Origin of the sequence: Vibrio sp. Vb1018, assembly GCF_033338775.1 — a bacterium.
Classification (GTDB): domain Bacteria; phylum Pseudomonadota; class Gammaproteobacteria; order Enterobacterales; family Vibrionaceae; genus Vibrio; species Vibrio alginolyticus.
The window spans coordinates 172,482-194,023 of record NZ_JAWOTI010000002.1 but is presented as its reverse complement, the minus strand read 5'-3'; the positions used below and the strand labels follow the sequence as shown (position 1 = coordinate 194,023).

Annotated in this window: 22 protein-coding genes; 16 read left to right on the top strand and 6 right to left on the bottom strand. The window is 44.8% G+C overall.

From position 1 onward, the window contains the following. The first annotated feature begins 17 nt into the window (after positions 1 to 17). A complete protein-coding gene (locus R7Z10_RS03290) occupies positions 18 to 1,430 on the top strand; it encodes a coniferyl aldehyde dehydrogenase (RefSeq protein WP_318103928.1) in 1,413 nt (470 codons plus the stop codon). Between the two features lie 175 nt (positions 1,431 to 1,605). Here R7Z10_RS03290 and R7Z10_RS03285 read toward each other — a convergent pair whose 3' ends face one another. Next, positions 1,606 to 2,085, bottom strand: coding sequence for a YbaK/EbsC family protein (locus tag R7Z10_RS03285; RefSeq protein ID WP_318103926.1), 480 nt, complete (start codon positions 2,083 to 2,085; stop codon positions 1,606 to 1,608). 156 nt (positions 2,086 to 2,241) lie between these two features. Here R7Z10_RS03285 and R7Z10_RS03280 point away from each other — a divergent pair, with 156 nt between their 5' ends. From R7Z10_RS03280 to R7Z10_RS03265, 4 genes are all read left to right on the top strand, one after another. Next, a complete protein-coding gene (locus tag R7Z10_RS03280; RefSeq protein ID WP_318103924.1) occupies positions 2,242 to 3,783 on the top strand; it encodes a glutamate synthase-related protein in 1,542 nt (513 codons plus the stop codon). Between the two features lie 186 nt (positions 3,784 to 3,969). Further along, complete coding sequence (gene katG, locus R7Z10_RS03275) at positions 3,970 to 6,144, top strand: catalase/peroxidase HPI (protein WP_318103922.1); 2,175 nt, start codon at positions 3,970 to 3,972, stop codon at positions 6,142 to 6,144. A 165-nt stretch (positions 6,145 to 6,309) separates the two neighbouring features. After that, entirely contained in the window at positions 6,310 to 6,762 is a 453-nt protein-coding gene (locus R7Z10_RS03270) for an antitoxin Xre/MbcA/ParS toxin-binding domain-containing protein (RefSeq protein WP_017820987.1), read from the top strand. 1 nt (position 6,763) lies between these two features. Then, positions 6,764 to 7,234 (top strand): RES family NAD+ phosphorylase, encoded by a 471-nt coding sequence (locus R7Z10_RS03265; protein WP_005376497.1) that lies wholly within the window; start codon positions 6,764 to 6,766, stop codon positions 7,232 to 7,234. Between the two features lie 79 nt (positions 7,235 to 7,313). Here R7Z10_RS03265 and R7Z10_RS03260 read toward each other — a convergent pair whose 3' ends face one another. After that, positions 7,314 to 9,164 carry an acyltransferase family protein gene (locus R7Z10_RS03260; RefSeq protein ID WP_318103919.1) on the bottom strand — a complete coding sequence of 617 codons (1,851 nt, stop codon included), beginning with the start codon at positions 9,162 to 9,164 and terminating at the stop codon, positions 7,314 to 7,316. A gap of 241 nt (positions 9,165 to 9,405) precedes the next feature. Here R7Z10_RS03260 and R7Z10_RS03255 point away from each other — a divergent pair, with 241 nt between their 5' ends. After that, positions 9,406 to 9,681: a nitrogenase-stabilizing/protective protein NifW gene (locus R7Z10_RS03255; RefSeq protein WP_017820985.1), complete on the top strand. Its 276-nt coding sequence runs from the start codon at positions 9,406 to 9,408 to the stop codon at positions 9,679 to 9,681. Positions 9,682 to 9,786: 105 nt separating this feature from the next. Here the strand turns inward: R7Z10_RS03255 and R7Z10_RS03250 are convergent, their stop codons facing one another. Next, positions 9,787 to 10,887: an alkene reductase gene (locus R7Z10_RS03250; protein WP_318103916.1), complete on the bottom strand. Its 1,101-nt coding sequence runs from the start codon at positions 10,885 to 10,887 to the stop codon at positions 9,787 to 9,789. An 11-nt stretch (positions 10,888 to 10,898) separates the two neighbouring features. Beyond that, a complete protein-coding gene (gene gloA, locus R7Z10_RS03245; protein WP_005376490.1) occupies positions 10,899 to 11,285 on the bottom strand; it encodes a lactoylglutathione lyase in 387 nt (128 codons plus the stop codon). Positions 11,286 to 11,496: 211 nt separating this feature from the next. Between gloA and R7Z10_RS03240 the strand changes: the two genes are divergently transcribed. Next, positions 11,497 to 11,925, top strand: a complete 429-nt coding sequence (locus tag R7Z10_RS03240) for a PaaI family thioesterase (RefSeq protein WP_318103914.1) — start codon at positions 11,497 to 11,499, stop codon at positions 11,923 to 11,925. Between the two features lie 26 nt (positions 11,926 to 11,951). After that, on the top strand, positions 11,952 to 12,341 hold the full coding sequence (locus R7Z10_RS03235) for a MazG nucleotide pyrophosphohydrolase domain-containing protein (RefSeq protein ID WP_005376487.1): 390 nt from the start codon (positions 11,952 to 11,954) through the stop codon (positions 12,339 to 12,341). 43 nt (positions 12,342 to 12,384) lie between these two features. Here R7Z10_RS03235 and R7Z10_RS03230 read toward each other — a convergent pair whose 3' ends face one another. Beyond that, positions 12,385 to 13,260, bottom strand: a complete 876-nt coding sequence (locus R7Z10_RS03230; protein WP_318058260.1) for a universal stress protein — start codon at positions 13,258 to 13,260, stop codon at positions 12,385 to 12,387. A gap of 215 nt (positions 13,261 to 13,475) precedes the next feature. Between R7Z10_RS03230 and R7Z10_RS03225 the strand changes: the two genes are divergently transcribed. From R7Z10_RS03225 to def, 6 genes are all read left to right on the top strand, one after another. Beyond that, entirely contained in the window at positions 13,476 to 14,819 is a 1,344-nt protein-coding gene (locus tag R7Z10_RS03225; protein WP_274648019.1) for a magnesium transporter, read from the top strand. 290 nt (positions 14,820 to 15,109) lie between these two features. Continuing rightward, positions 15,110 to 15,652 (top strand): AAA family ATPase, encoded by a 543-nt coding sequence (locus R7Z10_RS03220; RefSeq protein ID WP_318103911.1) that lies wholly within the window; start codon positions 15,110 to 15,112, stop codon positions 15,650 to 15,652. 107 nt (positions 15,653 to 15,759) lie between these two features. Then, on the top strand, positions 15,760 to 17,205 hold the full coding sequence (locus tag R7Z10_RS03215) for an N-acylglucosamine 2-epimerase (RefSeq protein ID WP_318103908.1): 1,446 nt from the start codon (positions 15,760 to 15,762) through the stop codon (positions 17,203 to 17,205). Between the two features lie 416 nt (positions 17,206 to 17,621). After that, positions 17,622 to 17,951 (top strand): YceK/YidQ family lipoprotein, encoded by a 330-nt coding sequence (locus R7Z10_RS03210; protein WP_053349143.1) that lies wholly within the window; start codon positions 17,622 to 17,624, stop codon positions 17,949 to 17,951. A gap of 32 nt (positions 17,952 to 17,983) precedes the next feature. Next, on the top strand, positions 17,984 to 18,448 hold the full coding sequence (locus R7Z10_RS03205; protein ID WP_318103906.1) for an ABZJ_00895 family protein: 465 nt from the start codon (positions 17,984 to 17,986) through the stop codon (positions 18,446 to 18,448). A gap of 234 nt (positions 18,449 to 18,682) precedes the next feature. Then, entirely contained in the window at positions 18,683 to 19,189 is a 507-nt protein-coding gene (def, locus tag R7Z10_RS03200) for a peptide deformylase (protein WP_005388756.1), read from the top strand. A 72-nt stretch (positions 19,190 to 19,261) separates the two neighbouring features. On the opposite strand, the gene R7Z10_RS03195 is transcribed toward def, so the two are convergent. Next, complete coding sequence (locus tag R7Z10_RS03195) at positions 19,262 to 19,669, bottom strand: helix-turn-helix domain-containing protein (RefSeq protein WP_213972736.1); 408 nt, start codon at positions 19,667 to 19,669, stop codon at positions 19,262 to 19,264. A gap of 84 nt (positions 19,670 to 19,753) precedes the next feature. On the opposite strand from R7Z10_RS03195, the gene R7Z10_RS03190 reads away from it, so the two are divergent. After that, complete coding sequence (locus R7Z10_RS03190; RefSeq protein ID WP_258647071.1) at positions 19,754 to 20,257, top strand: DUF2938 domain-containing protein; 504 nt, start codon at positions 19,754 to 19,756, stop codon at positions 20,255 to 20,257. A 226-nt stretch (positions 20,258 to 20,483) separates the two neighbouring features. Further along, entirely contained in the window at positions 20,484 to 21,512 is a 1,029-nt protein-coding gene (locus R7Z10_RS03185) for a phospholipase A (RefSeq protein ID WP_213867688.1), read from the top strand. Positions 21,513 to 21,542 lie beyond the last annotated feature (30 nt).

The window sequence follows — 21,542 nt, the reverse complement described above, 5'->3', positions numbered from 1 at the left end:
AGGCTAGGAGAAGCATCATGAACGCAATCACAGAGGTTGAAGTAGATAACTTGTTACAGCAAAGCCTCGAACGCTTAAAAGCGGCATATGCAGCCGAGCCTTATCCTAGTTTGGATGAACGTAAACAGCGCCTCGTTTTGTTAAAAAAATCGCTGCTTGAGAACAAACAAGCGCTGGTTGAAGCGTTAAGTGACGATTTTGGCTATCGCTCAGAATTTGATACCGCTATGACCGACGTTTTGCCAACGGTCTCGCATATTAATTATACCCTCAAACGACTAAAAAAATGGTGCAAACCCAGCAAGCGCGAATCCGGCTTATTGCTCGCACCTTCTAAAGTCACCGTTCAGTATCAACCGTTAGGTGTCGTCGGGATCATTTCACCTTGGAACTTTCCTGTGATTTTGAGCCTTGCGCCTTTAGTGACAGCATTGGCTGCTGGCAACCGCGTGATGATGAAGCTCAGCGAATTTACGCCAAAAACCAATAAAGTCATCGTCGATATTTGCCGTGGGTTGTCTGAGTATGTCGAAGTTTTTGAGGGTGAAGCAGACGTCGCACAAGCATTCAGCCAACTGCCATTCGATCACCTTTTGTTCACGGGTTCTACGAGTGTTGGTCGCGCAGTGGCAAAAGCGGCAGCGGAAAACCTTACCCCGGTGACGTTAGAGTTGGGTGGAAAGTCCCCGGTGATCATTGCAAAAGATGCAGACATGAAGAAAGCCGTTGATGCTATCTTGTTTGGTAAATGCATTAATGCAGGCCAGATTTGTGTCGCGCCTGACTACGCATTTGTACCGCAAGAACGTGTCGAAGAGTTCATTTCGCTATTCTTAAAACGTTTTGAAAAGCTCTATTTAAAATCCAACAAGAATCAAAAGCTGACCCATATTGTCAACCAACGACAATATGATCGTTTGACTGCGCTACTTGAGGATGCAAAAGCGCAAGGTGCTAACCTTCACACTGTTGAGGCGTCGCCCCAAGAGGAACGACTTCTGTATCCTCATTTGGTCACGGATGTGTCGCCGAATATGCGAATCATGCAAGAGGAGATCTTCGGGCCATTTCTACCTGTTAAGCCCTACAATGCCGTTGATGAAGCGATTGACTACATTAATCAGCACCAAAGACCACTTGCGCTGTATGTTATGTCGGACGACAAATCGACTATCAAACATATTGTACGCAACACCCACAGTGGTGGCGTCGGCGTTAATGATACGGTTTTACATGTTGGCGCTGAAGATGCGCCTTTTGGTGGAGTTGGTGAATCGGGTATTGGGCATTATCACGGAGAGGAAGGATTCAGAACTTTTAGTCATGCGAAAACCATTCTTCACACACCGAAATGGTTGCCAAGAACGAGCGTATTAATACGCCGTAGGGCTATGGCGATAAAAGCGATCCAAAAGATCTTTGTTCGATAATAATTATGATTTGATTGATAAAAAACCGCCCGAATAGGCGGTTTTTTGTTTCTATATGCTCTGAAACGCTGGGCACCAAAGTCCGAGAAACTTCCATCGCGTGCTACCAACAAAACAAAGAAAGGCTCTTGTTGATAGAGCCTTGTTCAGGAAGTGTCGAGAGATCTTGGCAAGTTTAATGCAGAACTTCACTGCTGAATCTTAGATATCTACAGTCGTTCATCAGTTCTTTAAACGCCTTTCGGTCCAGCTTAATCAGAGTTTCATGATCGCCAGCTTCAAGGTAGACATGTTCCAAGTTTGCTAGTCTTTCATCGCAAACTGTCGACATGTGGTAAGGGCTACCAATCGGTGGAATAGCGCCGTGTTCACAATCGGTGAAGAGTCGGTAAACCATACGCTCTTTCACCAAGTGGAAGGTGGCATTAAATTCGTCGTTTAATCTCGACAAACTGATTTTGTTGTTGGCAGGTAAGACCGCCATCATATGACGCCCTTCATGAGCCTCTAGAATCACACCTTTTGCGATATTCATTAAAGGCACACCTGCTGCAACACCACTTTGTAGCGAGCTATGACTGTGGCTGTGATTCACGGTTTGAAAGTGAATGTTATGCTCAGTCAAATATTCATCTAATCGGGTTGCAATCGTCATATAGCCTCCACGTGTATGAGACCCATAAAAAGTATAGGTTAGTCGGGCGACAATCGCGCATTTTACTCGGCGACACTGACGCTCTTTACGCTCCTGTTCTACGCTTATTGCAAGCCAGCGAGAAAGCATGGTTAACAATAATAAATAGGGGGCAACATGAGCAAGCCAATCATCGCTGATAACAAGCCGATCAAAGTAGAGTTGAAAGCTGGGCAAGAATATTACTTCTGCCGATGTGGGCGTTCTAAAAATCAACCTTACTGCGATGGGTCTCATTCGGGAACCGGCTTAAAGCCAATGAGCTTTAGTGCGGAAAAAGACGAAGATGCCTATCTCTGCCAATGTAAGCATACCGCCAATGCTCCTTTTTGTGATGGTACACACAAGCGATTTACCGCAGAGCAAGTCGGTAAAGAGGGACCGGAACAAAAGCGAGAGAAAAGAGACGAACCAACGGCGTCTGCTACTCAAGAAGAACCAACCCTCGAGTTTATCCACCAATTAGCGAGAGAAGGACTCTCTAAACTCGGTCATCATGGTCCGATGGCTGCAATGGGGGTTCCTAGGCATTTGCTACCACATTGGGATGCTATACAAATCATGGTGGCGCAAATGGCGACACAACCGTTGTTGGAAGACGTTCCTGTGTCTACCGAGTTGATTGTGGGACCAAACGCGCGTAAGCCGCTCAGACTCGCCATTCCTTTGTTGGTGTCGGACATGAGTTTTGGCGCACTTTCTGAAGAGGCGAAAATTGCACTAGCAAAAGGTGCAGAGTTGGCAGGGACTGGGATTTGCTCTGGTGAGGGTGGCATGTTACCGGAAGAGCAAACCGCCAATTCACGGTATTTCTATGAGCTTGCTAGTGCTCAATTTGGCTACGACGAATCTAAGCTTCTTAATGTTCAGGCGTTTCACTTCAAAGGCGGGCAAGGAGCAAAAACGGGCACGGGTGGTCATCTGCCTGCAAATAAAAATGTAGGTAAGATCTCTCAGGTGAGAGGCATCCCCGAGGGACAACCAGCGATATCACCACCAACGTTCAAAGATCTTCACACTACTCACGATTTCAGAAAGTTTGCTGACAGAGTTCGTGGTATCACAGGCGGTATTCCAATTGGATTTAAACTCAGTGCCAACCATATTGAGCAAGACATTCAGTTTGCGCTTGATGCTGGGGCTGATTACATCATCTTAGACGGTCGCGGTGGTGGCACGGGTGCGGCGCCAACTATGTTCCGTGATCATATTAGTGTGCCCACCATCCCTGCATTAGCTCGTGCACGTAAGTACTTAGATGAAAAAGGTGTAAGTGACAGCGTCACATTAATCGTCACTGGTGGGTTGCGAGTTCCTACGGATTTTGTCAAAGCGTTGGCACTTGGAGCAGACGGAGTAGCGATAGCAAACAGTGCGATGCAATCGATCGGTTGTGTCGCGGCTCGCATCTGCAACACCAATAATTGCCCTGCAGGCATTGCGACACAAAATGCCGATTTGAGGCAGCGTCTCGACGTTGAAAAGTCATCCCAGCAACTGAAAAATTTCTTCGAATCCTCGGTCGAGCTCATGAAAGTCATGGCGAGGGCTTGTGGTCATCACGCTCTGAATGAATTTAGTCATCATGATTTAGCGACCTGGGATCACAACATGGCGAGGCTGTCTGGGATTAAGTATTCAGGTATGGACTTAAACTGATCTCTATCCATATTTTCTGCATATAGGTACATGTTTGATAACAATTATTTATTCGCTGAAATGTTTGAAATTTTGACTTGGCGTTAACTAAAAAAACAGTGTATGAACTACGCTGTTTGAGGTGGATATTCGATTTATTGAATAACAAAGAGTGGTTACCACAACCACGACACGAAGGAGCATTATATGAGCAAAGCAAACGGCGGTTCGGTAGGTAAATGTCCAGTTATGCATGGTGGGCAAACATCTACAGATAAGTCGGTGATGGATTGGTGGCCGAATGCCTTGAACTTAGACATCCTGCATCAACACGACTCCAAAACCAACCCATTTGGTCAGGACTTTAATTACAAAGAAGAACTGGAAAAGCTAGATGTCGAAGCACTTAAAAAAGATTTAAAAGATTTAATGACTGATAGCCAAGACTGGTGGCCTGCCGACTGGGGACACTACGGTGGTTTAATGATCCGAATGGCATGGCATGCAGCGGGTAGTTATCGTATTGCGGATGGCCGTGGCGGTGCTGCTACAGGCAACCAACGCTTTGCTCCTCTCAACTCTTGGCCAGACAACGCCAACCTCGATAAGGCTCGACGCCTTTTATGGCCAATCAAGAAAAAATATGGCAACAAACTAAGTTGGGCAGACCTGATTGTCCTTGCCGGTAACATGGCGTACGAATCCATGGGCTTTAAGACCTTTGGCTTTGCGTTTGGACGAGAGGACATTTGGCACCCAGAAAAAGACACTTACTGGGGCTCTGAGCAAGAATGGTTAGCCACAAGTGACGCTGATAACAGCCGCTACTCTGGTGAGCGAGATTTAGAAAACCCGCTTGCTGCGGTAATGATGGGTCTTATCTATGTGAACCCTGAAGGGGTAGACGGTAACCCAGATCCTCTCAAAACAGCACATGACATGCGAGTGACCTTTGCTCGAATGGCAATGAACGATGAAGAAACCGTCGCGCTCACAGCTGGTGGTCACACGGTGGGTAAGTGTCATGGTAATGGTGATGCCGCAAACCTTGGCCCAGAGCCCGAAGCAGCAGACGTTCATGAGCAAGGTCTTGGCTGGATTAATCACAAAACACGTGGTATTGGCCGTGACACGGTAACGAGTGGTATTGAAGGTGCTTGGACAACACACCCTACACAATGGGATTACGGATACTTCCACCTACTATTTAAGTATGACTGGGAACTGAAAAAGAGCCCAGCTGGCGCATGGCAATGGGAGCCAATCGACATTGAAGAACAAGACAAGCCTGTCGATGTTGAAGACGGTTCTAAGCGCTACAATCCAATCATGACCGACGCCGATATGGCGCTCAAAATGGACCCTGAATATCGTAAGATTGCAGAAAAGTTCCAAAATGACCCTGCGTACTTTGATGACGTTTTTGCTCGTGCCTGGTTTAAGTTGACACACCGCGATCTAGGACCAAAATCATGTTATTTCGGCCCTGATGTGCCAAGCGAAGATCTTATTTGGCAAGACCCAACGCCCGCAGGTAAGACAGACTACGATGTTGATTTAGTAAAAACAAAAATCGAAGCAAGTGGCCTATCCATTAGTGAGTTAGTAAGTACGGCGTGGGATAGTGCGCGTACTTACCGTGGCTCTGACCGCCGAGGCGGTGCAAATGGCGCGAGAATTCGCTTGGCTCCGCAAAAAGATTGGCAAGGGAACGAACCTGAACGTCTAAGCCGTGTTCTTGCTGTGCTAGAAAAAATAGCAGCAGAAGAGGGCTGTAGTGTTGCAGACGCTATCGTGCTTGCTGGGAACGTAGGTATTGAACTGGCTGCGCGTGCCGCAGGTCATAATGTTTCCGTACCATTCGCGCCAGGCCGAGGTGATGCCACCCAAGAGATGACGGATGTGGAATCGTTCGAAGTACTTGAGCCTGTTGCTGACGGTTTCCGAAATTGGTTGAAGAAAGACTACGCGGTTAAGCCAGAAGAGCTTTTATTAGATCGTGCTCAGCTTATGGGGCTAACGGCGCCAGAAATGACGGTACTTATCGGTGGTATGCGTGTTCTAGGCAGTAACTACGGCGGTGGAAAAGAGGGCGTATTTACTGACCGAGTAGGCACTTTGTCGAATGATTTCTTCGTGAACCTTACTGACATGGCATATACGTGGAAACCAGTGAGTGCTAATCAATATGAAATCCGTGATCGTAAAACCGACGCTGTGAAGTGGACGGCTACTCGAGTGGATCTTGTCTTTGGTTCAAACTCGATCCTGCGTTCGTATGCGGAAGTGTATGCGCAAGATGATAATCAGGAAAAATTCATCCATGACTTCATCGCCGCATGGACGAAAGTCATGAACGCGGATCGTTTTGACTTGCAATAAGTGAAACGATGCCCGTCGGTAGATGGGTTGATGAATAAGTAAGAGAGGCGGGCGAAAAGCTCGCCTTTTTCTTTACCTATCTTTTTACTTTGATTGTTACTTTGATTGAAAGTTAAGCTCATTTGAACCATAATAACTGGACCATATGAACCATAGGAGCTTGATATGGCAACTGCAGCATTAAAAAGCTTCAAACCGAAACAACCTCATAAAGCCAATTTCTGGTTTATGTTGGGTATTGAAGACGCTGAAACAGGTCGCACTGATGCGGTTCACAAAGGCTTTGAGCCAAAGGTGTATCGCAATATTGTTGAGCGTGTGAAGCTTTCTCAGAGTGAGTTTCAAAACGTCACATTGATACCTGTTAGCACGATCAAGCGTCGTCTAAAAAACGATGAGCGCTTCAATACGCAAGAAAGTGATGCAATCTATCGATTAGCGATGTTATTGAAACTCGCGACAGAACTGTTTGACGACGAAGAGCGCGCGTTAAAATGGATGAGAGAGAATGTGTATGGCTTAGGTGGAAAACGTCCACTTGATATGGTCTCGACCACGGTGGATTTTGAAATCGTAAAAGATTTGATCGGCCGTTTAGAGCACGGGGTATTCTCGTAATATGAAGCTCTATCGTCTCACACAAAAGAAATTTGCTGACACGCCATTCAGCCCCGTTGGCGCAAAGTTATTTGGAGGGCGATGGAACTCAAAAGGAACCGAAGCCCTCTACTTCTCTGAATCGGAATCCCTTTGCTCGTTGGAAGTGTTTGTGCACGTAAACAACGATCCTGCTATCACCAAACTTTACGATTTATATCGTATTGAAATGCCAGAATACCTCATCGCCACCTTAGATGAAGAAGATCTCCCTGTGACGTGGCGAGCAATACCGGCGAGCGAGTCTACGCAGTACATTGGTGATCAGTTTCTCAATGATCCTCATCCAGAGTTTGCCGCGCTGCAAGTGCCTTCAACGATTTCACCTCGTGATAAAAACTACGTGGTGAATCCAAATCATCCCAAAATGAAAGAGATCATCAAGAAAGCCGAAAAGCTCGATTTCGCGTTTGACCCGCGCATTTTCAAATAGACGCCTAGCTTTGTCTTGCTTTAAAGCATTCAGCGCTTACCTGAGATAAGCGCTGAAGCATAAAAGTTTATTCCCTTGGTTATTGTCGGTCGTAAGTGAACTGTTGCGCTTCATTTGTACTGTTGTGGTAATGCCCAAGCACCAACTCAGCACCTTTGTAAGATAAATGGCTGTCATCCGTATACATCGCATTGTTTGTACCAACTTTCATTCGACATACGCCATTCCTGCAAATGGCATCGGTCAAGTCGACAAACTCAACGTGCTCAAATTGCTCAAAGTAGTTCACTAACTTCGCCACGTTTTGAGGGTGATGTTGTTTGGGAGAAAAGTCGCAGGCAGACTCTTCTGTCTCGCCAAACAAACGCGCTTTCCAAAGGCATTCTCCTACCGCAAACGGTGCAGAAGGGGTTGGACCGAAAACGACCACTTCCTTTCCTTTCAGTTCATTCAATAATTTGGTTAATGATGCTTCATAATCGGCTTGTGAAAGCTCTTTATTGAAGTTAGAAGAGATAACAACGCGACGAATGGAAGGGGTACTTAGAATGGTATCGACAGCCTCATTGAAGAACTGTCGGCAAGAAATTGAGCCAGCAGCTTCTAGGATGTCGACATAACCGACCGCACAGGAATCTTGAGTAAGTTGCACCACGCCAGTTGGTGTTACTTCGGATAGACGCTTCACGTAAACCATGCTGTGACTATTGCCTAACACAGCGATGGCGGGCTGCGGCGCAGACGAGCACACATCGTTAACGTTGGTGTTGCCGTTGCAATCTAAACCATAACCGTTGTTAACGCGCATGGCCTCGAAAAATGCGCTTCTTTCTGGAAAACCACCGTTCTGATGACCGATAACGCCGAGCGTTAGCAAGGGCAACGTCAACAACACAATAACCGCGGACACAGTGCGCATGCTCATGGCTTTTCGGCTACGGAACGGCTTTTCAATAAAGCGCCAAGTGAAGTAAGAAAGTACAAAAAGAGTGACAACGTAAAGTGGGATATTGATGTCTTGTGTTGTGTCCAACACGTAGCGGTAAAAGACAAATAATGGAATGTGCCACAAGTATAAGCTGTAGCTGATTAAGCCGACGAACACGACCCACTTTAGGCTCAGTAATCTACCGCAGACATTGTCTTTAGAGGCAAACAAAATCACCAACGCGCTACCGATGACCGGCACCAGCAGCGTAATGCCCGCGCCATCTTGCGATTTTTCAAACAAAAGCGCGGAAGCCAATATCAAAACGATGCCAATGGTTGCTAGAGTATCGTTAGATTGAACTTGGACTTTTCTCATCACTAATGCGAGTAATGAACCGGTTGCCAGCTCCCAAGCGCGAGAGAAGATCATGTAAAAAGCGAAATCAGGATCGTTGCTCGCGTAGACAATAGTCATCAAACTCAGCACAAATACCGTGATGAAAAAAGTCAGGTAAAACGCGTTTTTGCCACGAGCGAGTAGCATGAGTAGCAAAGGAATGACAATGTAGTATTGTTCTTCAACGCCCAAGCTCCATGTGTGGAACAGCGGGTTGGCTTGATCTTCTAAACCGAAGTAATTGTGGCCTTTCAAATACAGAAGAATGTTGGATGAAGAGAGAATGGAAGACACTGCAAATTGACCAACGTCTTTGTGTGCTTGCGGCAAAAATAGCCACCAAGACATCAAATAGCTGACGGCGATCACCACCAGTAAGAGGGGGAGTATGCGACGAATGCGTCGCTCATAAAAATCACCAAGGCTGAACTTCTGGTTTTCTAAGTCGTTAATCACGATGGTGGTGATCAAATAGCCGCTGATCACAAAAAACACGTCGACGCCAATAAAGCCACCAGCGAATTGCTCAACTCCTGCATGAAACAAAATCACCAACGTGACAGCAATCGCCCTTAATCCGTCTACTTCTGCTCTGTAAGTCATATCGTGTTGCTCCAACATTCCGTTTAATGAAGTAGAGCAAAATATGAACCAGAAATAATGTTTATTTAAATCAGTACCTTAAAGTGATTGTCAAAATGAAAATGCTAGGTGGGTTAACGAATTCCCAAATTGAATTTCAATATGGAAACCCCATAAAGAATGATCTTAAGAAGAGCTAAATCAAAGAACGTAAAGCGCGAGGCACTTAGACTTCATTGAAAATGATTACGCTAAAGAAACGATGACAGAGAATACGATTCAGGAAAAAATTGCCAGCTTTACTTGTATCGAAGAGGCTTTGAATTACTTCGACATCGAGTTTGATAGCCGATTTATCGAAAACAATCGAACCGAGTTGGTTAAGAGGTTTCACGGCTACTTAATCCTCACTAAACCGGATGATTGGTTTTCAGGTCGTCGTGCTTTAAAGAATGCTTACTGTAAAGTACAACGCAGTTTGCTCAGTAAAACGACGCGCTCTGCGTGCCGAGGTTGTACATCTTGTCAAAGACGTTAATTCTGGTGGCTTGCCTAAAAAGAACCCTACATCTTGGTGTCACAGGGGGAAGAGCAAGGTTCTTTTGGTTTGTCGCGAGTTACGAATCAGCTTTACGTAGATGAATTAACCCGCGTGGTACGCAGGGTAGTCCACTAAGCCTTTTTCACCGCCGCCGAACAAAGTGGCAGGGTCATGTTCTGCCAGTGGATAGCCATGCTTGATGCGGCTTGGTAAGTCTGGGTTTGCAACAAACGGACGGCCAAAGCCAATCATGTCAGCTAAACCACTTTCAATCGCGTGTTGCGCCTTTTCTGCGTTGTAACGACCGGCATAAATCAGTGTACCTTTGTACGCCTCACGAACTGCGGTTTTAAAGTTGTGCGGAGTGTCTGGCGCGTCGTCCCAATCTACTTCTGCAATGTGAATGTAAACCACATTGAGTTTATCAAGCAGCGCTGCAGCGGCGGTGTAGGTTTCGACTGGCGTACTATCAACGGTGCCATTTAGCGAAGTGAATGGTGCAAGACGAACACCAACACGCTCAGCGCCAATAGCTTGCGTCATCGCTTCTATCACTTCACCAAGAAAACGCAGACGGTTTTCAATAGAGCCACCGTATTCATCGGTGCGGTTATTCGCTTCAGAATCGATAAACTGGTTAACCAAGTAGCCATTCGCTGCATGAAGCTCGATACCATCGAATCCGGCTTCTATCGCGTTTAGTGCGGCTTGGCGGTACTCTTCAATAACGTTCTTGATGTCTTGTTTGGTCATTTCACGTGGCTCAACCACGTCGACAAAACCCGGTTCGTCTGTGCCGTTATCGACAAATACTTTCACGTTTTCTGCTTTTAGCGCAGAAGAAGAAATAGGTTGCTCACCGCCAATGTTATCAGGGTGAGTCACACGTCCAACGTGCCATAATTGCGCGAAGATAACGCCGCCTTTCTCGTGCACTGCATCAGTTACTTTTTTCCAGCCAGCAATTTGCTTTGGGCTGTAAATGCCTGGTGTCCATGCATAGCCTTGACCCATTGGCGAAATTTGTGTGCCTTCAGCAACGATTAGGCCCGCTTCAGCACGTTGAGCATAGTATGTCGCCATCATGTCGTTAGCGATATTACCTGGTTGAGAAGCACGAGAGCGCGTCATCGGAGGCATAACGATACGGTTTTTTAATGAGAGAGAGCCAAGTTGAATGGGTTGAAATAATGCGCCTGTCATAGGAAACCTCGTTATTTTTGAGTTTGGATGAGTTCGATTTGGTAACCATCGGGATCTTTAATGAACGCGATGTGAGTTTCTCCGCCTTTCATTGGACCTGGCTCGCGAGTAACGTTGCCACCAAGCGCTTTAATTTTTTCGCAAGCGGCGTAAATATCTTCAGACCCCAGTGCCATGTGTCCGAATGCGTTACCCAAGTCGTAACTGTCGGTATCCCAGTTATAAGTTAGCTCGATGGTCGCGCCATCTGGTTGATCAGGGTTACCAACAAACACCAGTGAGTAACGGTATTCTTGGTTTTCAAAACGATCCAAAACACTCATTCCCAGAACTTTTGTATAAAATTCGATAGATTTGTCTAGGTCAGCTACACGGATCATCGTGTGGAGAAACTTCATAAGTCGCCTTTTCATAACGTTGCGTAATCACTATGCAAACCATATCGCCACTCTAAATAAACTGGAAATTATCGTTAATTATTAAAATGATTATTTAGTGTTATGAAAAGCGAGGTTGCTGGCCCTGCAACATGCAAACAAAGATTACTCGCCGTTTCTTTTTAATTGTTGGCATATGCTAATTACTCTTTTGAGAAACCGAGTAACTATCATGTCCACAAACAGCTACTGTCATTCCACTCACGAATCTCATTATCAATGTGCGGTTTGTTCTTCAATCGATGCAAATCCTAACTCTTTGGCTGTGAACTACCAGTGTCTAGCTGATGGTTCTGTTGTCGGAGAGTTTCACGTTTTACCGCGTCATCAGGGTTACACCGACCTGTTGCATGGTGGCATTGCGAGTTCGCTGCTCGATGGTGCAATGACGCACTGTTTGTTATTTAGAGACATTCAAGCCCTTACCGCGCAGTTGGATGTGCGCTACCATGCACCTATTGAGTTAGATGAGCACGTCACGATTACTGCACACTGTGAAGGTGAACGCCGCGGTATATATCAATTGGTGGCTCAATTGCTGGTCAATAATGAAGTTAGAGTGACGGCAAAAGGGAAGTTTATTCGTCCTAAAGAGGCGTAAATAAAAACTCGTTCTACGGAGAGATAATGAAGAAATTTGATGAGTTGTACGCAATTGCGACGAGAAAATCTCAATATGACCAAACCAACACTTGGTTTAAAGGCGTAGAGACTTATCTGGAGGCCATTGGCAAAGAAGTTGATGAAGTCCGCGAAGAGATTCGTGAGGATCGCCTTTGTCATTTGGAAGACGAGTTAGGCGATGTGTTGTGGAACTATCTTAACGTATTAAAAGCGCTGGAAAGAGAAAAGGGGATAGATCCTGAGAAAGTACTCGAAAGAGCCTGCAACAAATACGATCAGCGTGTATCTGCGATTGAGTCGGGACGCAGTTGGGATGAGATAAAACAGCAGCAGAAACAAGCCTTGAACGCAGAGCATGAAGCCGCGCAGTTAGAAGATGTAAAGAGCCAATAACTGCGCTTGGTATTGAAAGGATAGGTTAATAGAGAATACCTAGTCAGCCCTTGGAACTGTTGACCAACAGTAGGTCACAAGGTGGTTGATCAAGTAACGTGTCTACAGTGCTGCCAGACCAAAATTGAGATGACATGCTTCGTTTACATGCCCCCATAATCAAAATCGCCGCTTGTGATTGCTTAACTGCTTTTGGTAACGCCGTTTCAGGGTTTCCTTCCGGTAATAGTAATGGAACTCGCGTTAACTTTTGCGCACTAATAAAATCTGTAATGCCTGCTTTTTGATTGCTTAATATCTCTGCACGATAGCGAGAGAGGTATGGTGCGACGTATCGGCAGTAAACGAGCGTCTTTTTCCCGCTTAAGGTTTGTTCCAATTTTGAGCCTCGCGAGACGATGGCTTTATCTACTATCGACTTTTCATCCCCTCGATGAAGTGGGTCGATTGCACAAAGCATGTTGGCGTGAGAAGGCCATGACCGCTCACTCAGTAGCAACAAGTCGCAATCTTGTTGTGCTAGTTCTGTGAGCATCGTTTGAATCTCGTGTTTGTTAAAGTGTCCCACGAGTAGTAAGTCAGTGTGGTCAACAAGTCGTTTCGCAACTTGCTCAACCCAATGGCTCCCTTTGAAATGCTCGTAAGAGAGCGTTGGTGTTTCAAGCTCTTCTTCTTCACAAAGTTCGAAAATTAATGCGTTGAACTTTAAGGTCCAAGCTTCAAACTCAGCTTGTCTTTTTTCTATATGGTCAGAGTTGAAACTGAGAAAATGAGCGAATGCGTGATCTTCACTTCGGCGATGGTCTTCCACTAAAACTACAATAGGCTGGGCCAGCGCTGTCGAAAATTGAATCACTTTACGAAGCACCTTACGACTTGGTAAGGCGGCCTGCTGAGTCAGAAAAAATACAGGTGCCATTGATTACTCCATTATCAAACAAGGCGAATGAGCCTGACACACATTCAAGTCTATACCATGAACTGATGCAGAGGCGTTTTGTTTCTGCGAGCGAAATATAAATTCCGCAATTAAGTCAACTATCGCCTAGAATTTTAACATCAAGAATTCATGCCTTCGGATAGCACATATCGTCAATGCGGCGAATGTGGTAGTGAAAGCTATAGGTAAAAGTAATGATAGATTCCAACCAATTGCAAATTAACCGCAAAGTGCCACATTTGCTTGCTGAGATCATTAAAGCGATAGAATCGACCGAAGACTTGAGCTTTTTGAAAGACTATCAAGAAGCACAGATTGCGAACATTTTGGAGTCGGTCAACATTGCTTACCGTAAACGTGTCATAGAAGCAGTGCCGCCTGAGAAGTATTGGACGGTATTAAATTTGCTCCGATACGACACTGCCAAGCACATTCATCAATCACTCAATAAAGACTTACAACATGAACGCTTGACGTACATAACTGATTCTGAACTGATCATCTTTGCGGACTTTCTACCGACCGAGTTTGTAGATGAATACCTTATTGATCAAAGTGAAGAGTCTGTCGCGCATATCCAACAAGCATTGTCGTATGAAGACAACAAAGTTGGACGTTATGCCGAGCCTCACTTTCTGGTCGCAAACCCTAAAAACAGCGTAGGAGGCATCAAAACCGAGCTGCTAAAACGCGGGCAAAGTCCTGTGCGGTTGATTATTGTGCGTGATGCAAGTGGTGTGATTGGTACGATAGAGCCGCAAACCCTGTTGCTGCACGAAAATCATATCAAACTTACCGACTTGACCGTAGTTACGCCAATTCTAGAAGATATTCAAACGATTCAAAGCGTCAGCAAACAAGTCTCGATTGATGGTGGAGCACATTGGTTTCCTATCATGGCTGGTGGCAAAATTATGGGCGTCTTGTCGATGGCGACCATTGCGATTACGTTGCGCGAACTCAGCCTACAAGCTGTAGTGGCAGAAAACGTACGAAGCGAAGAAGATTTGTTTACACCATTAAGCGTGGCGACAAGGCTAAGAGCACTTTGGTTGGTGATTAACTTGCTGACCGCTTTCGTAGCCTCCGCCATCATTGGGCTTTTTGATAATGTGGTCGAGCAAGTCGTTGCGCTTGCTATCTTAATGCCCGTTGTGGCGAGTATGGGCGGCATCGCAGGTAGCCAAACCTTAGCGGTGGCCATTCGGGGTATCGCATTGAACCACTTGCACCAAAGTAACTTGAAGCTATTGGTGAATAAGGAATTAAAAATCGCCACCATTAATGGTTTAATTATGGGATTGGTGATCGCGGGTGTCGTTTACATGGTGTTTGACTCTTTGCCATTGGCGCTTATTATTTGCTGTGCCATTTTCCTCAATAGTTTGGCGGCCGCGGCATCGGGTACGTTGATACCATTCACGTTGAAAAAGTTTAACATTGACCCCGCCGTGGCTGGCTCGGTAGTATTGACGACCGTTACCGATGTCGTCGGTTTCTTTGCGTTCTTAGGCTTAGGTGCCATTTTCTTGATATAGATATCCAATTGACGTGTTAACCAGCAGAACCAATCGCACCATTTCCTAACCCAATATTTTGGGTACGTTTGGTTCGCTCAAAATTCCTCCGTTTTCCATAACCGATGAACACGTCGTTTCGGTTCTTACTTTGTATATCTCTTCACTGCCCAGTTCTATTCCCCCAAATTTCCCACTACCGATCTCGCTTAACGCTGGCGTGCCAAATGCCAATTTCAAACGCCAGATGATGCCCATTTTCTTGGCTGTATACGCATTACTTCACTCAAACAAAAAATAAGGAAACAATTTTGAATAAACTCATCGTATTCACTGGTGGTCCCGGTGCAGGGAAAACTTCGGTTATCGAACAACTAAAAACACAAGGCTTTATCTGCGCGCCAGAAACCGGTCGTCACGTGATACAAACGCAGGTTGCCAATCACGGTTCAGCATTACCTTGGAATGACAAACAAGCTTTTCGAGACGAAATGATGAAGGCAGAAGTGAGCAATTACCGAGCTTTCAATGTCCACCAAGGGAATGTGTTTTTTGATCGCAGTATTGCGGACGTATATGGCTACAGTAAGTTGGAACAACTGCCAATCTCGCATGAGCTCATCACGTATTGCCAGACGCTTCGTTATCATTCTCAAGTGTTCATTTTTCCACCTTGGGCATCGATATTCAGCAACGACGAAGAGCGAAAGCAAGATTTTTCTGAAGCGGTGGCTACGTATCAACAGATGGTCAACGCTTATCACAAATTTGGTTATCAATTGATCGAAGTGCCCAAAATGTCAGTCGAAGACAGAGTAGCGTTTATTCGCGGCTCAGTCATCGAACGAGGCTGAAAGATGATTGACGCAAACAAATGCGTAAGGCGATTGTGAGCACGACAACAATATGCGTAAAGGGAGTTATTTATACTGGATAAAATTCAATAACTTAATTGAGCATTATGTCTTTTAAATATCTTACCTTATTGCTCGCAACGATGAGTATGAACAGCTTTGCTGATGTAGGCCTGCCTTCGGGGGATGATTGGTTAAACCATGTGACGAATGGCCTAGCCCCATATTGGATGATGGAAAGCGCGCATGGGCAACCTGCGGGGAATTTTCCGACTTTTCGTTGTGATAACGGTGTCATTCTCGACCCACAAAAGCCGTGTGAAGAATTAAACAAAGGGTGGATTAGCCCGCACTTCGATCGCGAGTACACCCGCATGAAATCGCGCCAAACTTACGCTTATGGCGTACTTTTTCATCTTACGGGTGACAAGCAAGCATTAGAGCTGGCAAAGAAAGGGGCTTATTACCTGATTGATCATCAACAAGATGAGAAAAACGGCGGGTTTGTGAGCTTTACGCGTAGTGGGAAACCGGGGATGGAGTGGCAACAACGAACTTCTCAAGACCAAGCTTACGCCTTAGTGGGTTTGGCGATGTACTACTACTTGACTCAAGATCCAAAGGTCGAACAAGCGCTTATCGACCAGCAAGCGTTTATATTTAAACAATACCGACGAAGCGATGATCGCGGTCTGGCTTGGGTTTTGAAAGACGGTGATGGGGAAAGTGCGAAGCAGCAAGAGCTAGTCGCTCAACTTGACCAAATTAATGGCTACCTGTTGTTAACGGCGCCACTTTTACCAGAACCAGCGCAAGCCAAGTGGAAACAAGATCTGGAGTGGCTGACGCAAGTGATGCTGGATAACTACCACTCCGACAAAGAGCGGCGTTTTTATGGCGCGATACACCACAAAGCGGTAATGATGCCAGATGCGAAACACAATGATTTTGGACACACCATCAAAGCGTATTGGATGACGTATCTCACTGGTCAGTTGTTGGAGAATTCCAATTGGACAGAGTTTGGCTTCAAAGGAATGAAACATACACTTAAACAAGCGCAATACCAGCAAAACTTTGAGCAAGTCAAAGCGCTCTTCTCACCAGAATGGCAGAGTAAATGGACACAAGAGAGCATTCCTGCTTGGCAATCAAGACCATACAAGCACTATAGCTCGTCTTGGGAATGGGCAGAGCTCGATCAAGCGGCAATGACAGTTTCCCTTGTTGATGGTTCGATGAAAGAAACGCTTCAATACACGTTACCCACTTTTATGGATGCATGGGTGGATCATCAATATGGAGGAGTCGGTCTGAGTCCTAAATCAACCAAAGCGTTCCATTGGGGAAATGGTTACCACCAGTTTGAACATGCGTTGGTCGGGTATTTGTACGCGCAACAAATGGCAAAACAGCCCGCCAAGCTTTACTACGCGCGACTAGCCGAGAGTAAAATGCCACTTAATCCATATTACTTTAGCGCAGACGTAAAATCGTTGTCGTCACAAAGTGATGGAGTCACCATCGCGACATTCACCAATATTCGACCTTAGGTTGGTCGATGGTGATGTGTTGGTTAAAGTCCGCGTAAAAGCCAATAAAATCCTCCGACAGCAAGTGCGACTATTAGCTATCTAGGTCTGTCACTAGATAAGCTTCAAGCAATAATGGTGTAGGTAATGCCCACGGGGCGCTTACAAAAAGCCGTCAGAACCACTGGTTTTGACGGATTTTTATTCTATGACAGGTAGAGGATTCAATTTTCAGCGCGATAGGTCCATGAAAACTTAAGTGAGATTCCAATCACGTCGCATAATCTCACTAGTGCCATTGGAACTAAATGAATTGTTTCTGATACATAGAACGTATTAACATGGTTGCACTTGGCCCATATGAGTAAATTCATTGAACATACAATTTGAGAGAGGGTTTAGTTGTAAAAATAATAGTTAGTTGGAATCTAGGTTAAATGAAAATAAAACTATTTAAAAAGCTACAAGTTGTATTTCTTGTGGTGTCAGCATCTTTAATGGTGGGGTGTTCGTCTATAGATGCGCATGCTGGTGGCGGATACGGAAAGCCGTTTTCAGGGACCGCGTTATCAGTCGCACGACAACCTTGCTATTTAAGAGCTGATATTACTTCTATCGCGTTATACCCACTATCATTGATTGACATTCCTTTGTCGTTAGCAACGGACGTTGTGTTTCTTCCTGTTGATTTAGTCATGGTAGCTACACCAACAACGAGTTATGGCGGTGTTGTTTCTCTAGGTTGTCCAAGCGGAAGCATGATCTAAAACGCTTATTTTATTCAAATAAATGGAAGGAAATGAAAGTGGAATTAAAAAGTAACTATTCAGAATCAGAAATAAACCAGCCACCATCGGTACTTCTTGTTACGTCTCTGTTGTGTCTGGCGTCCGTTTGTTGGGCTGCATTGCTGTTGGCCATTGAATATATTGTTGGGATAGAAATGAGTGGTACAGGCTTTCTTAGCACGTTAATCCCAGCCATGAGTGTTGGTTATTACTTCGGCTACAAGACTGGAGATGTAATGCCATCAAAAACAAGATGGTATGCTGTTTTACTGTGGGCTTTAGCAAGTTTGGTAGTGTTCTCTCTTATCTTAATGTCGTTAGATATTTCTCCGTTTTATTTATTATCTGAGCTCGGTGGGGTAAGTATTTTTATTGCTATCATAATGCTAATAACGATTGGCATCGCCTACTTAATTTTAAAAAGTGGTGAGAAAATGGCGATTAGAGTATTACTCAAAGCCAAGGAAAGTCAGTAGATAAAATACAACAAACGATTCAATTAGGATCATGACAAGACGCCAGCCATAATGTGCTGGCGTTTTAGTTTCCTGTTTGTAGGATTTTTTGTCTAAAAGGCAAACCCATTTATTGTGTTGTCGTTTGAGTTAATGGTTTATGCCTTGTGCGCAAGATAGCTTAGCAGGTTTATGTATCGAGAAACGTGTGTATAATTCGCCACGAATTACGATTTATAGATATGAAAGGTAAGTATGGCAGTCCTCGAAATTCTCTCCATTCCAGACCCAAGGCTTAAAGTAAAAGCAGAAAAAGTCACTGATGTATCGACAGTACAAACGCTGATAGACGATATGCTAGAAACACTTTACGCAACGGGCAATGGTATCGGTTTAGCTTCAACCCAAGTAGGCAGAAAAGAGGCGGTTGTTGTCATCGATATCTCTGACGAACGCAATGATCCTTTAATCTTGGTTAACCCAGAAGTGGTGAGCGGAGAAAACAAAGCACTTGGTCAAGAGGGATGCCTCTCTGTTCCTGAGTACTACGCAGATGTAGAGCGTTACACGTCAGTTGTTGTTTCTGCACTAGACCGTGATGGCAACCCGATTACAATCGAGAGTGATGAGTTCTTAGCGATTGTGATGCAGCACGAAATTGATCACCTATCTGGTAACTTGTTCATTGATTACCTTTCACCGTTAAAGCAAAAAATGGCGATGAAAAAAGTGAAGAAGTACGTAAAATCGCAAGCTAAGTAATATGAAAGGAAGTAACTCACAACCGCGAGTTACTTCCTTGTAAATCAAGAATAGGAAGGTAGTGAGAGCGGTTTATCTCTGTTTTTGGGGGACATAACGCTTTACGACCTTCATAAGCTTCTGAAATGAAGAACAGTCCATATGTGACTCATGAGGGCAGGAGGCAACATGGTTTAGGCTGTCTCGCACCGCTTTCAAACGTTTTATTTGCTCATCAATCTCAAGTGCCTTTTTCGTTAGTAAGTCACGATCGATATATGGCTTTGAAACTTCTGATTGATTCAACATTTCTGCCATTTCGTTAAGCGATATTCCAGCGATACGCCCCAAACTAATTAAATTGAGTGTATTGAGTACCTCTGGTGAATATTGGCGTCTCAATCCATTCCTTCCTATCGAGCGAATTAACCCCAGCTGTTCGTAGTACCTGAGCGTTGAAGTCGGCAATCCTGATTTTCTAACCATTTCTGCAATATCCATATTATTCCCCATTGACTTCAAGTTGGCTTTAAGTTGTAGCATGCAACTAAGACCTTAACAAATCAAAAACTTGAGGAGAGAAAAATGCTGCTTTTAATGGGATTGCAAGCTGCGCTAATAGGGATTGGTGCCACTTTGATAATGGATTTATGGGCATGGTTACAAAGGAGAGTGTTTGGTATTCCTTCATTAAACTATGCGTTGGTTGCGCGCTGGGTTTTGTACATGCCCCAAGGAAAGTTTATGCATGCGCCAATTATGGCGTCAGAGGCGATGCCGGGAGAAAAGTCACTTGGCTGGTTTTTGCATTATGCCATCGGCGTTACTTTCGCTTTGGCTCACGTTACTGTTTTTGGTCATCATTGGTTGGTAGAGCCCAGTCTAATGCCCAGCTTAATTACAGGCGTGGTAACGTTGATCTTCCCATTTTTGGTCATTCAACCTTGTCTAGGATTTGGCTTTGCTGCGAGTAAAACCCCAACACCTTGGAAAGCCCGTTTTCTTAGCACATTGGCGCATTTGGGTTTTGGTTTGGGTTTATTCATAGCCGGGTTTGCAATCAAAGTTACGAGCCAGTATTTTGCATAGAGAACATGAGCATCATGCAAACGAGTGGTTTTTATCTATGATGCTCAACTCTTGGTTGTTTTTTGCGCTTTGCTCATAGTTGGCCGATATGTTCGAAGTCTGTTGCATTTATCCAAGACGTAAAGTCGGCGGACATTTAACATTGTCTTAACGTCAGAATGGCAAGCGGTTCACCAAGAAAAACTAAAATTATTTGGTTTGACATAAAGAATATTAAGGGTTTCAGATGGCTTCAAAAGTGGCAGGGATATCAATACTGAGTTTATTGGCAGCGCCAGTTGCGATGGGAGAAACAGCCAGTGCTTATGATTTATGTTTGCTAGACAAAATAAAGCAAAGCAAAGGTGAGGAAACCATAAAGAGCATTCGCGGGCAGTGTGAGCTTGACACAGTAACCAGTACAGTGCCCGCTGATCCAGAAATTGAAGAGCCAGAAGAACTTCAGGAAAGCTTGGTCGACAAGCGTTTGGAATCAGAACGAGAAAACGCGTTTGAACCGTTTAGTCTGGTCGCGCATCGCGTTAACTATATTCTTCCGTTTACGTACAGTGATCGAGTAAATAAACGCGCGTATGCCGACACCAAATACGGCGATGAACTGCGTAAGGAAGAGGCGGAGTTCCAAATCAGTTTTAAAGTACCAATGAACTATGATGACTTGTTGTTTGATGGCGATGGTCTGTTTTTTGGAATGACTCTTAAATCATTTTGGCAGGTATACACGGGGGCAGCATCTCGTCCATTCCGTGAAACCAATTATCGTCCAGAGCTTTTTTACTACACCCCAACAGACTGGAAACCACTTGATGGTTCGACTTGGTTAGGCTTTGGTATTGAACATGAGTCTAACGGTCAGAGACAGGAGCTATCGCGCAGTTGGAACCGTGTCTATGCCAACTTAACCTTTGCAAAAGACAATTTTGCGGTTTCTATCCAGCCTTGGTGGCGTATACCTGAAGATGAAAAGACATCGCCTAATGATCCCAAAGGTGATGATAACCCGGATATCGAGGACTATATGGGACACTTTGAGCTATCGAGTGCTTACAAGTGGAATGGTTACGAGTTTACCTTTTTAGGTCGCCAGAACTTTCAAACACATAAGGGTTTTGCAGAACTGGGTGTGTCATTTCCGATTTGGGGCAAAGTTCAGGGGTACGCACAATACTCAGCTGGTTATGGTAAGAGCTTGATCGACTATGATCATAATCAGCAGCGGATTGGTGTTGGTATTGCAATCAACGGTGTTTTGTAGTTTTTCGTAGATGGATAGAAATTAACACTG